11 protein-coding genes are annotated in these 15,184 nt (G+C 65.6%); 4 read left to right on the forward strand and 7 right to left on the reverse strand.

Annotation, left to right across the window (positions count from 1 at the left end):
• The first annotated feature begins 69 nt into the window (after positions 1-69).
• Positions 70-2,427: a mechanosensitive ion channel domain-containing protein gene (locus G4223_RS08405; protein WP_163677778.1), complete on the forward strand. Its 2,358-nt coding sequence runs from the start codon at positions 70-72 to the stop codon at positions 2,425-2,427.
• 6 nt (positions 2,428-2,433) lie between these two features.
• Here the strand turns inward: G4223_RS08405 and gor are convergent, their stop codons facing one another.
• The 6 genes from gor to G4223_RS08435 form a co-directional block, all read right to left on the reverse strand.
• Positions 2,434-3,816 carry a glutathione-disulfide reductase gene (gene gor / locus G4223_RS08410; RefSeq protein ID WP_163677781.1) on the reverse strand — a complete coding sequence of 461 codons (1,383 nt, stop codon included), beginning with the start codon at positions 3,814-3,816 and terminating at the stop codon, positions 2,434-2,436.
• A 54-nt stretch (positions 3,817-3,870) separates the two neighbouring features.
• Entirely contained in the window at positions 3,871-5,565 is a 1,695-nt protein-coding gene (locus tag G4223_RS08415; RefSeq protein ID WP_163677784.1) for a methyl-accepting chemotaxis protein, read from the reverse strand.
• A 327-nt stretch (positions 5,566-5,892) separates the two neighbouring features.
• The gene (gene cysC, locus G4223_RS08420; RefSeq protein WP_163677787.1) at positions 5,893-7,764 is read right to left on the reverse strand and encodes an adenylyl-sulfate kinase; all 1,872 of its coding nucleotides are present in this window, start codon (positions 7,762-7,764) and stop codon (positions 5,893-5,895) included.
• Positions 7,765-7,776: 12 nt separating this feature from the next.
• Positions 7,777-8,577 (reverse strand): sulfate adenylyltransferase subunit CysD, encoded by an 801-nt coding sequence (gene cysD / locus G4223_RS08425; RefSeq protein ID WP_163677789.1) that lies wholly within the window; start codon positions 8,575-8,577, stop codon positions 7,777-7,779.
• A gap of 1 nt (position 8,578) precedes the next feature.
• Positions 8,579-9,253 (reverse strand): phosphoadenylyl-sulfate reductase, encoded by a 675-nt coding sequence (locus G4223_RS08430; protein ID WP_163677790.1) that lies wholly within the window; start codon positions 9,251-9,253, stop codon positions 8,579-8,581.
• A complete protein-coding gene (locus G4223_RS08435) occupies positions 9,250-11,319 on the reverse strand; it encodes a nitrite/sulfite reductase (protein ID WP_163677793.1) in 2,070 nt (689 codons plus the stop codon). Before G4223_RS08435 ends, G4223_RS08430 begins: the two co-directional genes overlap by 4 nt.
• 144 nt (positions 11,320-11,463) lie before the next feature.
• On the opposite strand from G4223_RS08435, the gene G4223_RS08440 reads away from it, so the two are divergent.
• The 3 genes from G4223_RS08440 to mepK all read left to right on the forward strand — a co-directional run bounded on the left by G4223_RS08440 (position 11,464) and on the right by mepK (position 14,403).
• Positions 11,464-11,883, forward strand: coding sequence for a rhodanese-like domain-containing protein (locus G4223_RS08440; protein WP_163677795.1), 420 nt, complete (start codon positions 11,464-11,466; stop codon positions 11,881-11,883).
• A 171-nt stretch (positions 11,884-12,054) separates the two neighbouring features.
• Positions 12,055-13,674, forward strand: coding sequence for a L,D-transpeptidase family protein (locus G4223_RS08445; RefSeq protein ID WP_163677797.1), 1,620 nt, complete (start codon positions 12,055-12,057; stop codon positions 13,672-13,674).
• Positions 13,675-13,824: 150 nt separating this feature from the next.
• Positions 13,825-14,403: a peptidoglycan L,D-endopeptidase MepK gene (mepK, locus tag G4223_RS08450; protein ID WP_163677799.1), complete on the forward strand. Its 579-nt coding sequence runs from the start codon at positions 13,825-13,827 to the stop codon at positions 14,401-14,403.
• A 6-nt stretch (positions 14,404-14,409) separates the two neighbouring features.
• On the opposite strand, the gene G4223_RS08455 is transcribed toward mepK, so the two are convergent.
• Positions 14,410-15,090 carry a hypothetical protein gene (locus G4223_RS08455; protein ID WP_241004032.1) on the reverse strand — a complete coding sequence of 227 codons (681 nt, stop codon included), beginning with the start codon at positions 15,088-15,090 and terminating at the stop codon, positions 14,410-14,412.
• Positions 15,091-15,184 lie beyond the last annotated feature (94 nt).

A 15,184-nucleotide genomic window follows, 5' to 3' on the forward strand; every position in this document is an offset into this window, starting at 1 on the left:
GCATTCCGTTGATGAAGCGGGGCCCAGCCTAGCCCGAGACGACCATGCAACACCACAGGCTGCGGTGCTATGATCGGAGCCTTTCTGTCGGAAAACGGTGATTTCGTGGAAAAAATCCTGTCATGCCGGCTGCGTCTGGCGGCGTACGCGGTGGCCGTAATCCTGTCGGCCGTACCGGCGGCAACCGCACAGTCCGTTTTCTCCCTTGCCCCGTCACATCAAACGACGACCGCCGCACCCGCCGCCGCCGACAACGATCTGGAACCCCTGCGCCAATCGCTGGACGCCGCCCGCGACGCCTATCGCCAGACCATGGCCGACAGCACCCTGCCGCCGGGCGCCACCCAGGAAGAATTGCTGGCCCGCAATCACCTGCAAAGAGAACTGGTCACCAATCTGGAGCAAAGTCTGGACATGGCCCTGCGCCTGCCGGACAGCCAGCGCCGTGTCGAGGAACAGCGAACCGCCGCCCGCGAATGGACCGGCTTCGCCACGCCGCCCCCCTATTCCGTACTGCTGTTGGACAAATTGCGCAAGACCCAGGATGACGCGCGCTTCGCCGCCCAGTCGGCCACCGCCCGCGTCACCTTGCTGGACCAGGAAGCCACCGTCCACGAACAGGAACTGCGCGCGTCCGAGATCGACCGCCGCCAAAGCGAAGAACATCTGGCCGCCGCCACCACCCAAGAGCAACGCAACCGTCAGGCATGGCTGCGCGATCTGGCCGCCCTGGAAGCGCGGGCTGCGGCGGCGGGACTGGAACAGACCCGCCGCTCCCGCAAGCTGGCGGAACTTCAGGCCGCCGAGAAACGCGAGTTGCTGGCGTTGAGCGAACGGCAAGTGGCGGTGGCGCGCCGCGATTCCCGATTGACCCAGGAGGACCTGAATGCCGTCCTGGCCGATCTCGACCGCCGACGCGCCACCCTGGAAAAGCGTCAAGCCTCCGCCCAAGCCGCCGGGCAGAAATCGCAGGGAGCCCTGATCCAGGCCCAGCAAGCCCTGGCCCGGTTTCGCGCCGAGCAGAACAATCCGGCCGACCCCGAAACGGCGAAACGGCGCGACATCCTGGAACGGACGGTCGAATTACGGCGCATGCAGGCCGACAACGACGTCCTGGCGGCCGATTTGAGCAAGCGGATGCTGGATCTGCAAGCATGGGAGAGAACCGGCTGGCAATATCGCGGCCTGTTGGTCAATTCCCATGAAACAGACAAGCTGCGCGAGGGGTTGGACAATCTGGAGCAGTTGCTGCAACAGCTGCGGACCTGGAACACCTATCTGGAAAGCGAGCTTGCCCGCCCGTCAGGGGGTGAGAATTCCACCCAGGAGCGGCTGGCCGGACTGAGCCGTGAACAGGCGGCCCTGGCGCAACAGATCGATGCCGCCCAAAGAACCCGCCTGGATCTGCTGCGCGACGTCCAACAGGCGGTGGCCGGTTTGCAACGCACCCTTGGCATCTGGCGCGAGGATTTCCTGGCGCGCGGTGCCGACCGCTCGGCCAGCAGCATCGCCAACGACACGTTGGACATGGTGTGGCAGGGATTGCGGGCGGTCTGGCAGTTCGAGATCCTGTCGGTCGAGGACACCCTGAACATCGACGGCCGAACGGTGGTCGCGGCGCGCAGCGTCACCCTGGGCAAGGCGTTGAATGCCTTGCTGTTCCTGGGCATCGGCTATGTCATCAGCCGGTGGCTGTCATACCGGGCGGGACAGTTCGCGGTGCAGCGCCTGGGCGCGGTGTCCGGCCATGCCAGGACAATTTCACGTTGGCTGCATGTGGTGTTGCTGTGCACCTTGCTGCTGATCGCCTTGTACATGGTCAACATTCCGCTGACCATGTTCGCCTTCCTGGGGGGCGCGCTGGCCATCGGCCTGGGCTTCGGCACCCAGGTCCTGCTCAAGAATCTGGTGGCGGGCATCATGCTGCTGGTGGAACGGCCGCTGAAAGTGGGCGACCTGATCGAAGTGGGCAGCATCGTCGGCACCGTCACCAACATCGACATCCGCTCGTCCACGGTGCGCACCGGCGACGGTATCGAGATTTTGGTGCCCAACTCGACCTTTATCGAGAACAACGTCACCAACTGGACCTATTCCAACGCCAAGGTCCGCCGGTCGGTGAAGATCGGGGTGGATTACAGCGCGGAACCGACCAAGGTCCGCGATCTGCTGCTGAAGGTGGCGTCGCAGCATGGCCATGTGCTGACCGACCCGCCGCCCCGCGTGCTGTTCGAGGATTTCGGCGCCGACGCCCTGATGTTCAACCTGCAATACTGGATCGATTACGGGCGTGGCACCGATGCCATGCAGGTGGCCAGCGATCTGCGTTTCATGATCGAGGGCGCCCTGGGCGAGGCCGGCATCGGCATCCCCTACCCCCAGCGGGTGGTGCACCTGCGTACCCTTCCGCCGGAAACGCCCCAGTAGCCCCCTTTACTCCTGGCATTCGGGGCTGGGATCGGGACGCTTTTCACGCAGGGTCACCAATTCCTCGGCCGCCGTGGGATGAATGCCGATGGTCGAATCCAGCACAGCCTTGGTCACCCCGCATTTCAACGCCACGGCAAAGCCCTGGACCATCTCGGGGGCGTCGGGACCGACCACATGCAAGCCCAGGACCCGGTCGCTGCCCCGTTCGACGATCACCTTCATCATGGTGCGTTCGTCACGCCCAGACAGGGTGTTGCGCATGGGCTTGAACCGCGACAGGTAGACGTCGATCCCGCAGCCGCATCGCTGGCGGGCCTGGGCCTCGGTCAACCCGACGGTCCCCACCGGCGGGTTGGAGAACACCGCCGTCGGCACGTTGTCGTAATCGGGCCGGGTCGGCCGCTCCAGATACAGGGTGTCGACCAGGGCGCGGGCCTCGGCGATGGCGACCGGGGTCAGGTTCATGCGGTCGGTGACGTCGCCGACCGCGAAGATCGAGGCGATTGCTGTCGCCGAATATTCGTCCACCTTGATGGCGCCGCTGCGGTCCAGTTCCACCCCCGCGGCCTCGAGTCCCAGCCCGTCGGTGTTGGGGCGCCGCCCGGTGGCATACATCACCAGATCGGTCTCCAGCGTCTCGTCGTCGCCAAGCCGCAGGCAATAGCCGCCACCGGGAGCACGTTCGATGGATTCCACCACGGTTTCGCACCGCAGATCGATGCCGCGCTTGGACATCTCTTCCGCCAAGGCGGCGCGGATGTCTTCGTCAAAGCCGCGCAGCACGGTGTCGCCGCGCAGCACCTGCGTCACCTTGACGCCCAGCGCGTTGAAGATGCCGGCGAACTCGACCGCGATGTAACCGCCGCCGACGATGGCCATGCGCGTCGGCAACTGCATCAGGTCCAACGCCTCGTTCGAGGTGATGGCATATTGGATTCCGGGAATGTCGGGCAAGGACGGCCGACCGCCGGTCGCCACCAGGATGCGTTCACAGGTGAAGCGCTTGCCCTCCACCTCGACGGTGTGGGGATCGACCACCACCCCGCGCCCCGACAACAGCGTGACGCCGTTGTCGCGCAAGATGCGCTGGTAGACGCCTTCCAGGCGGTTGAGCTCGGTATTCTTGGCGACGATCAGACGGGGCCAGTCGAAGGACACGCCCTCGACGTTCCAGCCGAACCCCTCGGCGTCAGCGAAATCCTCGGCGAAATGGGCGGCCTGAACCAACAGCTTCTTGGGCACGCAGCCGCGCATGACACAGGTGCCGCCGACCCGGCTTTCTTCGACCACCGCCACACGCCGGCCCAATTGCGCCGTAAGACGCGAGGCGCGCACGCCCCCCGAACCGGCGCCCAGGGTGATCAGGTCGAAATCGTATTGGCTCATCTGGCTTCCTCCGCGTTGCCTCCAAGGTAGCAACGCGGAGCCGCCGGTTAAAGGTCAGGCGCTACGCACGCCCGACAAGAAAGTGTCCACCGCCTGCGACAACCCATCGGATTCCGACCCCAATGCCTGGGCGGCCGACAGCACTTGACCGGCAACCGCACCGGTTTCCGCCGCCGCCTGGGTGACGGCACCGATATTTTGCGCCACCTGCTGCGTCCCGGCCGAGGCCTGCTGGACGTTGCGGGCGATCTCGCCGGTGGCGGCGGTCTGTTCCTCGACGGCACTGGCGATGCCGGCGGCGATCTGGTTTACCTCGCGAATACGGGTGACGATGGCGGAAATGGCCGTGACCGCGCTCTGGGTCTGGGTCTGTACCGAGGAAATCTGCTGCGAAATCTCCTCGGTCGCGCGCGCGGTCTGGTTGGCCAGGCTCTTGACCTCGTTGGCGACGACGGCGAAGCCCTTGCCGGCCTCTCCGGCACGGGCCGCCTCGATGGTGGCGTTCAGCGCCAACAGGTTGGTCTGGGACGCGATGTCGTTGATCAGCCCGACCACTTCGCCGATCCGGCCCGAACTCTGCGCCAGATCGGACACGATGCCGTTGGTGCGTTCAGCCTCGTCCGCCGCCGCCTGGGTGGCGGTGGCCGATTGCGCGACCTGACGGCCGATTTCCTGAATCGACGCAGCCAGTTCCTCGGCGGCCGAGGCCACCGTCTGAACACTCGCCGACGCCTGTTCGGTGGCGGCTGCCACCGCGGTGACCTGGGATTCGGTCTGGGTAGCGTTGGCGTTCATGACCTGGGCGGTGTTTTCCATCTGGTCCACGGCCCCGTGGATACTGCCCAAGACGCGGGTGACAACGCCTTCGAACTCGGCGGTCAAGCTTTCGATGCGGGCGCTGCGTTGATCGCGGGCGGCACGTTCCGCCGCTTGGGCGGCGGCCAGTCGCTCACCCTCGGCCAGGCTGTCCTTGAACACCTGCACCGCACCGGCCATGGCGCCCACTTCGTCCCGACGGCCGACCGCCGGAATCTCGACCGTCAAATCCTTGTCGGCCAGCCGGCGCATGGCCTGGGTCATGCCGATGATCGGCACGGCGATGCCGCCCCGCAGCAACAGCCCCAGCCACAAGGTCACCGCCACCACCACCGCCACCACGGCCGCCATGATGCGCAAGGCGGAAGTGAACTCGGCGTCAGCCTGATCGCTGGTGATTCGCGTGCGTTGGGTGTTGGTCTCGACCAGTTTGGTCAGCGCCGTGGTGGTCGCCCGATAGAACTTGCGGACGTCGTCCATCATCAGAGCATAGGCTTCGTCGTCACGATCCTGCCGCGACAACGCCACCGCCTTGTCCACCTCGCGCAAATAGGCGGTGCGGGCCGCGACGAACTCATCGAACAGGGAACGCTCGTCGCTGCTCGGGGAATACGTCAGGTATTCCTGTTGCAGTTCGACCATGCGCTGGTCGTCGGTGGCAATCAGCTTTTCGAAAAAGTCGCGTCCGGCGGAATCGGACGACAGGATATGGCCGAATTCCAGCGACAGACGTCGAGCCACCAACGAATCCATCTTACCGACCACCCGCGTCGAGGGCAGCCGATGTTCGGCGATCTCGTCGGACAGGCCGCCGATCACGGACAACTCACGCCATGCGATTCCACCAAGAACAACGACGAAGATCAAAAGGGCGGTGAAACTGACCAAGAGTTTCCGACCAATCGACAGCGATGCGAGCGGATCAAAGCGCATGACGGTCTCCATCCCCGGCATCTTGCACGCCGGCTTTATAGGCATTTATCATATGCCATATGTTCTAATACTTTTCAGGAGAAGCCACCACACAAGAAAAAAGGCCAAATCAACTTTCAGATGTTGATGTTAATAAAGTGACACCCATAAATTTAGAAAGACTCTCGAAGAAGGGAAAATCCCTAATTCCAGAAGATCACCAAAGATTGCAGCGCATGGATTATCTTCCGATAACGCATGGTCCTACCATGTCGGCTGAACGGGCACCCTCCAGGGGCGCCCGTCGCGGTTCAGACACAGACAAAACGTGTCAGCCGGCAAAACGTGTCAGCCGGCCGCCCGCTCACGCGAAGACAGGCCGAGTTCCCGTTCCACATAGGCCTGAAGTTCGGCGACCGCCTCGTCCACCGTGCGGCCGGCGGTGCGCAGGCGCAAATCCGGCTCGGCCGGTTCCTCATAGGGCGCCGAGATGCCGGTGAAGTCGGGAATGGCCCCGGCCCGCGCCTTCTTGTACAGCCCCTTGGGATCGCGGCGTTCGCATTCCGCCAGATCGGTGGCGATGTGGATTTCGTGGAAAGCGTCGGGATCGATGGCCCGTACCCGCTCGCGGTCGGCGGCATAGGGGCTGATGAAGGACGCGATCACCAGCATGCCGGCCTTGGCGAACAGATGCGCCACCTCGCCGACACGACGGATGTTCTCGGCCCGGTCGGCCTCGGCGAAACCCAGATCGGCGTTGAGCCCGGTGCGCACGTTGTCGCCGTCCAGCACCGTGACCTGCCAGCCGCGCAGGAACAGGCGGCGTTCCAGTTCCATGGCTATGGTGGACTTTCCCGCACCCGACAGGCCGGTCAGCCACAGCACGCCGCCCTGGTGGCCGTTGGCCCGCGCCCGCGCCTCAAGCGTCACCTTGTGCTCGACCTCGGTCAGGTTGGCGCTTTCGCCCACCGCGTCGGCGACGATGCCGCCGCCGACGATGTCGTAACCCTGAACCAGCACGAAACGCCCCAGGCGGGCATTGTCGGCGAAGGGATCGATGGCCATGGGAGCGCGCGAACGCAGCACGATCTCGGCCACCGCGTTGCGGCCGACCTCGGTGCCGGCGTGGTTCTTGAGGTCCTCGACGTCCACCACCCGCTCGATGGCCGACACTTCCACCGGATATTCGGCGGTAGCCAGCTTGAGCTTGAGCCGCGCCCCCACTGTCAGCGCCTCACGCCCCAGCCAGAACACGCGGGCACGAAGGGCATAGGCAATGATCGGCGCCGCGTCGCCAAGATGGGCGATCTGGCCGCGTTCGACGAAGATCGGTTCATCCAGCGTCACCCCCACCGCCTGGCCGGCACCGGCGGCCAGCGTGCTGACATGGTCGCCGGCCCAGCCCTCGACACTGGCGACACGCGCTGCCTTGCCGCTGGGTGAAAACACCAGCCGGTCGCCGACCTTGAGACGCCCCGATTCGATGCGTCCGGCGATGATGCGGCGGGTGTCGAACTTGTAGACGTCCTGAACCGGCAGGCGCAGATCCAGATCGGTGGCCGAAGCGGCGCTCTGGAAACCGTCGAGGGCGTCGACGATGGTCGGTCCCTGATACCATTGGGCGGCGGCGGAGCGGTCGCGCACATTGTCGCCGCCGCGCGCCGATACCGGGATGATCTGGGTGGGGGTAACGCCGATCTCACCCAGATAGGCGCGGATCTCGGCCTCGACCTCGTGGAAGCGGGACTCGCTCCACGCCACCAGATCCATCTTGTTGACGGCGACGGCGATCTGGGTCAGGCCCAGCAGGTGCAGCAGATAACCGTGGCGGCGGGTCTGCTCCTGCACACCCTCGGCGGCATCGACGATCAGCAGCGCGGCCTCGGCCGAGGCGGCGCCGGTGATCATGTTCTTCAGGAATTCCTTGTGGCCGGGGGCGTCGATGATCAGCACCGGACGCTTGCCGGAATGGAAGCGCAATTGCGAGGTGTCGATGGTGATGCCCTGGTCGCGCTCGGCCTGAAGGGCATCCATGACGAAGGCCCATTCGAACGGCATGCCGCGCTTGTCGCACACCTCTTTCAGGTATTCGACCTTGCCGTCGGGAAGCGCGCCGGTTTCATGCAGAAGGCGGCCGACCAGGGTGGACTTGCCATGATCGACATGGCCGACGACGACGATGCGCAACGGCGCGGTATCGGTTTTCTGGATCACGCTCATGCCCCCTTCCCCTTACATGTAGCCGGCGGCGCGCAGCCGCTCGAAGGCATCCTCGGATTCCTTGTCCTGGGCGCGGCCGGCGCGCTCGGACGTCTTGGTGGTCTCCAGTTCCTCGATGATCTCCTCGACCGTCGAGGCGGTGGAGGAGATGGAGCCGGTGCACGGGGCGCAGCCCAGCGAACGGTAACGCCGCCCGTTCTTGGCGAAATAAAGGTCCACCACCGGAATGCCCTCGCGGGCGATGTAGCGCCACACGTCCAATTCGGTCCACGCCAGCAACGGATGGATGCGCAGATGGGTGCCCGGCGCGAAATCGGTCTTGAACTGGCCCCAGAACTCGGGCGGCTGGTCCTTGAAATCCCATTCGTTGGTTTCGTTGCGCGGGCTGAACACGCGCTCCTTGGCCCGCGTCCCCTCCTCGTCGCGGCGGATGCCGGCGATGACGCCGGTAAAGCCGTGTTCGGCCAACAACGCCTTCAGCCCCTCGGTCTTCAGCGCCGAGCAGCAGTTGACGCGGCCCTGGGCCGGGCTCATGCCGGCGGCCAGCGCTTCCGTGTTCTGGCCGACGATCAGCGGCAGGCTCCATTCCTTGGCGACCCGGTCGCGGAACTCGATCATCTCGGGGATCTTGTAATTGGTATCGACGTGCAGCACCGGAAACGGCACATGGCCGAAGAAGGCCTTGCGCGCCAGCCACAGCATCACGTTGGAATCCTTGCCGATCGACCACAGCATGGCGATCTTGTCGAGACGGTTGAATGCCTCGCGGAAGATGTAGATCGACTCGCTTTCCAGAACATCAAGGTCGTTCATCTCACTGGTCCTTGGCAGTCCCCAAGGGGACGGTATGAATGCCGCATTCGGTCTTGGCGCTGCCGGCCCAGCGGCCGGCGCGGGCGGGTTCGCCGGGCTTGGTCGGCCGCGTGCACGGCCAACAGCCGACAGAGCGGTAACCCTGTCCCACCAGCGGATGGCGCGGCAGGGAACGGGCGGCGAAGGCGGCCTCGACCTGTTGCTCGCTCCAGGTGGCGAGCGGGCTGACCTTGATCACGGCGCCCGACACCTGGACGGTGGGCAAGGCGTCGCGGCCGAAGCCGTGGGCCCGCTTGCGGCCATCGATCAGGACGTCGTAACCGGCGACCGCGCGGGCCAGCGGCAGCACCTTGCGCAGATGGCAGCAGCGGTCGGGGTCGGTACGCCACAAATCCCCGGCCTCTGTCCGCTCGCTTTCGGTCGGGCGCACCACCACCACATGCGACAGCCCCAGACGCCGTTCCAGGGCGTAGCGATAATCCAGGGTCTCGTCGAACAACTCGCCGGTGTCGAGGAAGATCACCGGCAAGGCCGGATCGACCTGAGCCACCAGATCCAGCAACACCGCCGATTCCGCCCCGAACGACGAGGTCACGGCGACACGGCCGGGAAAGGCGTGGACGGTCGCGGCGATCAACGCCTTGCCATCCAGTCGCGCCAAGGTGTCGAGGATCATTCGCCCATCCCCAGAATGGCCGACAGGTCGCCCACCGCCGCCGCCTCGGCCACGACTGGCGGAGCCTCGACCACCTCGCGGACGGTGTCGATCAGGACGGCCAGCGCCTCGCGGAACGTCGCCAGAATGCCGCCCCAGGACGCCTCGGCGGCGGCGAAGGCGGCCAACAAATCGGCATTGCCGCCGAAGGTGCCGCGCACCGAAGCCAAGGCGGCGTCCAGCGTGATGTCGTCATCGGTGGGAACGGCCTGGGCATGCAAGACGCGACGGGCGGCATAAAGCACGCCCACCCGGCCGGCGGCACGGGCCGCGTCCTCCTGTCCCACCGCCTGATAACGATCCAGGCTGATCAACGCGTCGTCGGCCAGGTCGGCGAACAAATCGTCCATGGCGAAGGGTGCCGCGCATTCGCCGCGGGTGGTCGGCGCACCGGCGAAGTCGGCGGCGTCGCCCCAATCGACGAACACCGCGTCCGCCTGATCGGGATCCAACGGCGCCAGCACCGCGCCCAGACCGGCCTTGCCCTGGCGTTCGGCCCAGGCCCGCACGCTTTCGCCCTCGGCGCGGGCGGAAGCGTAGGCGGAGCGCAACAGCGAAAGCGCCCGGTCGGCCAGCTTGGCCGGAACGATCGGGCCGGAAAGGGCGATTTCGCCGGTCCGGGCGTCACCGCCGAAATGCAGTTGGTAATGGGGCGCCGAGCGGCCGTCGATCTTTTTCGCCATGCCGTGCAGGCCGAAATCGGCCACATGGTGCAGACCGCACGAGTTCTGGCAGCCCGAGACGTGCAGCGACAAACCCTTGGCCGCCGGATCGGAATTGGCCTGGGCCAACGCCTCGCGGGCGAAGTTCTGGGAATTGGTGATGCCGATGCGGCAGGTGGTGGTGCCGGGGCACGACACCACGTCGGGCACCGCCTCGGCCGAAGCCGGCACGTCGAAACCGATGGCGCGCACGGCGGCGGCGACCAACGCCACCTTGTCGCCGGCCACCCCCAACAGCGCCACGTTCTGATCACGGGTGATGCGCAGCTCACGCGCCCCGGCCTGATCGGCGATGTCGGCCAGCCGCTCAAGCTGATCCGAGGAAACGATGCCCAGCGGCACCGACACCACCACCGCCTTGGTGCCGTCATGGGCGTCGACCACGCCGACCGGCGAACGCGCCACCGCCGCCTCGCTGGCCCGACGCCAGGACAAGGGCGCCCACGGGCGCTGGGGCAGTCCTTTGACACGCTCGAACTCTTCCTGGAACAGGGCGACGAACTTCTCTTCGCCGAAGCGCTTGACCACGAACTTGATGCGGGCCAGCGACCGGTCGCGGCGGTTGGAATATTTCTGGTGCAGGCGGGCGAAGGCTTCGACCACCGTCGGCAATTCGGCTTCGGTCACGAAGGGCAAGACCTCGACGGCGGCGCGCGGCTGGCCGCCCAGACCGCCACCGGCCAGAACCCGGAAGCCGGGTTGGCCGTCCCGTTCCACCGCGATGAAACCCAGGTCATGGATGGAACTGGCGCCGCAATCGGTGGCACAGCCCGACACGGTGAACTTGGCCTTGCGCGGCATATGCTGAACCAGCGGATGGCGAATCCAGGCCCGCGCCAGCTGTTCGGCGACACGGCCCGCGTCCACCAGTTCGCGCGGGCAGGCGCCGGCCAGGGCACAGGCGTTCATGTTGCGCAGGGTGTTGCCGCACGCTTCGCGGGTGGTGACGCCGTTGGAGTAAAGGAACTCCAACAGGTCGGCCGAACGCGCCAGCGGCACGTGATAGATCTGAACGTCCTGGCGGGTGGTGAAATGGGCGTCGCCGACGGCGAAACGCCGGTTGGCCTGGGCGATGGTGCGAGCCCAGGCGATAGGCAGGATGCCGCCGGGAATCTTGATGCGCACCATCTGCACGCCCGGCTGTTTCTGACCGTACACGCCGAAACGGACGCGATAGGCGGTCCAGCGTTCATCGTCCCACTGGCCATCCAGATGCTTTTCCAACCCCTGGCGGTACTCGTCCAGGTCGCTCAAACGCACCAACGGCTCGGAATGGCTTGGCTGCACCGGGCTGGCATCAAGCATGACGGCTACCTTCCTCTATTTCACACATATTATTGTGTGCGTTAAATTCTTAATACACATACACACAAAACAGGCTGCGCGGTCAACGCATTTTGTGTAGAATGTTTTTATTGAACACACATTGACGGTACATAAGGAACATCCATGACCACCTACGCTGGCGACATCACTCCGCTTGAAGCCTGGGAAAAGCTGCGGTCCACCCCCAACGCCAAACTGGTGGACGTCCGCACCCAGGCAGAATGGGTCTATGTGGGCGTGCCCGACCTGGCGCTGCTCGACAAACAGCCGATCCTGGTGCAGTGGCAGACTTTCCCCGCCATGGCCCGTAACGAGGCATTCGCCGAACAACTGCGCGGCCAGGGCGTAACCGAAGGCGACGTCGTATTGTTGCTGTGCCGCTCGGGCGTGCGCTCGCGGGCGGCGGCGGAATTGCTGACCGGCCTGGGCTTCGCCGCCGCCTACAACGTCTCCGACGGGTTCGAGGGGCCGCTTGACGGCGACCGCCACCGTGGAACCGCCAATGGCTGGAAGGCATCGGGACTGCCCTGGGTCCAAGGCTGACGGCCGCCCATCACGCCCCCGTCACAACGCGCGGCGCGGCAAAATGTCGATTGCCGTTGACTCTGGCGTGCCGGGACCCGATACCCATAAGGGGGCCAATCAGGGCAGGAGCATATGCGGCTGGTCATGATGGTTTCTTGGCCCCCGTGCGTCAGCGTTAGGGTTCTTGCTGTGTCGTTCACCCGTCCTTTGCTGTTTTCCCTGGCCCTGGCCATCGCCGGTGGCGGGATGTCCGCCCCCAGTTGGGCCGCCACACCGGCCGAGGTGCAAAAGCACCTGGAAGACAGCGCCGGTACGGCGACCATCGGCAACCACACGGCGACCCTGACGCCGCTGCGCGCGTTCTATCGCGAACGCGGCTGGAAATTGGCGTGGAACGGCGACGCCCGCGCCACGGCGGAACGATTGTTGGCCGACATCCAGGTCATCGCCCCCGCCGAGGGACTGAACCCCGACTTTTACGGCGTCCCCGCCGGCCTGGGCGACGAGATCGAGCACGACATCCTGGTTTCGGACGCGCTGTGGCGTTTCGCCCGCGATCTGGCTATCGGCCGCGTCTCCCCCACCCGCACGGTCGGCGGCATGGGACCGGAAAGCCGGCCGGTCTTCGACGGCACCCGCGCCTTGCGCGATCTGGCCGCCGGCAAGGACTTGGGCACCGCGCTCGGCAACCTGCAACCCAGCTATGCCGGCTACCACCGCCTCAAGCGGGCTTTGGCCCGCTATCGCGACTTGGTGCAGGCCGGCGGCTGGAGCGTGATCCCCGAAGGGCCGTCGATCCGCCTGGGCATGGAGGACGAGCGCGTTCCCGCCATCCGCAAGCGGTTGATCGTCACCGGCGAGTTGCCCGCCGATCAGGACCAGGGCACGCAACTGGACCAGACCGTGGTTGCCGCCATCCGCAGCTTTCAGCACCGCCACGGTATCGAGGCCGACGGCACCGTCGGCAAGGCGACGTTGGCCGCGCTGAACGTCAGCGCCGAGAGCCGGCTGCGCCAGATCATGGTCAACATGGAACGCTGGCGCTGGATGCCCCGCCGCCTCGACCCCACGCATATCGCCGTCAACCTGCCGGCGGCGCATCTGGAGCTGGTGCGCAACGGCGAGATCACCCTGGCCATGCGCGTGGTGGTGGGCGACGTCCGCCACCAGACCCCGACCATGCAGACCACCATGACCTCGGTGGTGCTGAACCCCACCTGGACGGTGCCGCCGTCCATCGCGACCAGGGAAATCCTGCCCAAGCTGCGCAAGGAACCCAATTACCTGGTCAACAACAACATGCAAATCCTGGACGCGTTCCCCGAAGACCCGGTCAAGTCCCAGGGACTGGGCATCGACTGGGGCAAGTATTCCAAGTTCCCCTGGCGCATCCGTCAGGCGCCGGGTGCCGACAACGCATTGGGACAGGTCAAGTTCAACCTGTCCAACAACGACGACATCTACCTGCACGACACCCCGAAACGGCAATATTTCGGCCGCATCTTCCGGGCGCTGTCGCATGGCTGCGTGCGCCTCGAACGCCCGGTGGCCCTGGCCCAGGCCCTGGTGCCGGCCGATTACGTCAGCAAGGTCGAAGGTTTGATCGCCGACAGCGACACCAAGACCTTGCGCCTGGAACGCCCCCTTACGGTCTATCTCATGTACATGACCGCCTGGGCCGAGGAAGACGGAACCATCCAGTTCCGCGACGACCTGTACGGTCATGACGGTCGGCTTGAGGCGGCGCTGAAGCGCGAACGCCCCAGTACCGCCCAGATGGCCCAGGACCACCCGCGCGGCACCTTGTGACCGACCGGCGGCGCCCAAAACGCGCATAGGGTGTTCACCCTATCCACCCCTCGGGTTCTTACCGTAACAAAATGACACAATCGCGATTCCGGTGGTTGACTCCGGCCCCTTGCCCGGTGGTATGAGTCTGGGTCTCCAGAGGGGGAGCGCATGCATCGTAGTGACGACGCAAAACCGCGCGAAACGCTGTCGCGCCGGTCGTTTCTGACTTTCGGCCTTGGGGCCGCCGCCGCTACCGCCACGACCTTGGCCACGTCGCCGGTCGAGGCCGCCGTGCGCGCCTTGCCCGAACGCGGACTGCACCTTTACAACGTCCACACCGGCGAGACCCTCAAGACCGTCTATTGGTCCCAGGGCCGCTATCTCACCAAGTCGCTGGTTCAGATCAACCGCTTCCTGCGCGACCACCGCTCGGGCGACGTGGCGCAGATGGACCCCCGGTTGCTGGACCTGATGCTGGCCGTGCACAAGAAGTTCAGCGGCAAGGGCGCCATCCATATCATCTCCGGCTATCGCTCGCCGGCGTCCAACGCGCTGCTGGTGTCCCAGACCGACGGCGTCGCCCACAACAGCCTGCACATGGCGGGAAAGGCGGTGGACATCCGCATCCCCGGCCAAAGCTGCAATATCGTCGGCCGCGCCGCCAAGTCGTTGCGCGCCGGCGGCGTCGGCACCTATCCGTCGTCCAACTTCGTCCACATCGACACCGGCCGCGTCCGTTCCTGGTAGGCGGGCTTAAGGCCGACCGCGCTCCAACAGCGGCTTGAGCCCCTCGACCGCCTGGGCGATTTTTTCCGCCGGCACCGAACGCAGGTCCATGCCCAGCCATCCGGCCGGCAACTCGAACATCCGTTCCTCGACGGGACCGACCTTGAGGTCGGACAAGGTCATCTCGACCTCAGAGGCCTTGCCGTTGCCTTCGGTCAACACACCCAACGCCCGCACCAGGATGTCCTCGCGCGTGAACCAGGCGTCACCGTCGAAACGCGCACCTTTGGGACCAGTGGCCGCCACCTTGTAGCGGGTGGCGCGGATGCTCCCGACGCTCTCTTCACGCAGGCGGCGACGGTCCACCGTCAGGGTGTCGATCCCGCCGGCCAAGGCTCCCACCGCCTGAAAGCCCAAGCCCACGTACCATCGTCCTGACGGCTTCATCAGATAGGCCGAATTGGTGTCGCGGCGCAAAAGGACGCTTTGTCCCCCGCCCGAAGTCCCGAAATCGCGCCGTTCCCGCCCTGGCGCATGCCACACCGACCCGCGATAGGTGCCTTTGTCTCCACGCACCACGAAATCGGCGGCATAAGACACCGGAACATCCAACAGGTCGATCGCACGCTCGGCCGCCGGTGCCGGCAAAGGCGCGAACATCATGGTCAATCCCACGGCCACCACCGCCATCAGACCCTTGCGCAGCATCCGTTTCCTCCCTGTCGCGCGGTTGTCGCCACCGCCCATTCAACCTCGGCATCATGGCGGGGATAAGGCCGGTATTAACCCCTAAAATCGCTAT

The organism is Magnetospirillum aberrantis SpK (genome assembly GCF_011022235.1).
In the GTDB taxonomy this organism is placed as follows: Bacteria; Pseudomonadota; Alphaproteobacteria; order Rhodospirillales; family Magnetospirillaceae; genus Magnetospirillum; species Magnetospirillum aberrantis.

What these genes read in the sequence shown, in the direction of transcription:
- G4223_RS08405 (WP_163677778.1), top strand. Translation starts at nt 70, where the DNA reads ATGATCGGAGCCTTTCTGTCGGAAAACGGTGATTTCGTGGAAAAAATC.
- gor (WP_163677781.1), bottom strand. Translation starts at nt 3,816, where the DNA reads ATGAGCCAATACGATTTCGACCTGATCACCCTGGGCGCCGGTTCGGGG.
- G4223_RS08415 (WP_163677784.1), bottom strand. Translation starts at nt 5,565, where the DNA reads ATGCGCTTTGATCCGCTCGCATCGCTGTCGATTGGTCGGAAACTCTTG.
- cysC (WP_163677787.1), bottom strand. Translation starts at nt 7,764, where the DNA reads ATGAGCGTGATCCAGAAAACCGATACCGCGCCGTTGCGCATCGTCGTC.
- cysD (WP_163677789.1), bottom strand. Translation starts at nt 8,577, where the DNA reads ATGAACGACCTTGATGTTCTGGAAAGCGAGTCGATCTACATCTTCCGC.
- G4223_RS08430 (WP_163677790.1), bottom strand. Translation starts at nt 9,253, where the DNA reads ATGATCCTCGACACCTTGGCGCGACTGGATGGCAAGGCGTTGATCGCC.
- G4223_RS08435 (WP_163677793.1), bottom strand. Translation starts at nt 11,319, where the DNA reads ATGCTTGATGCCAGCCCGGTGCAGCCAAGCCATTCCGAGCCGTTGGTG.
- G4223_RS08440 (WP_163677795.1), top strand. Translation starts at nt 11,464, where the DNA reads ATGACCACCTACGCTGGCGACATCACTCCGCTTGAAGCCTGGGAAAAG.
- mepK (WP_163677799.1), top strand. Translation starts at nt 13,825, where the DNA reads ATGCATCGTAGTGACGACGCAAAACCGCGCGAAACGCTGTCGCGCCGG.
- G4223_RS08455 (WP_241004032.1), bottom strand. Translation starts at nt 15,090, where the DNA reads ATGCTGCGCAAGGGTCTGATGGCGGTGGTGGCCGTGGGATTGACCATG.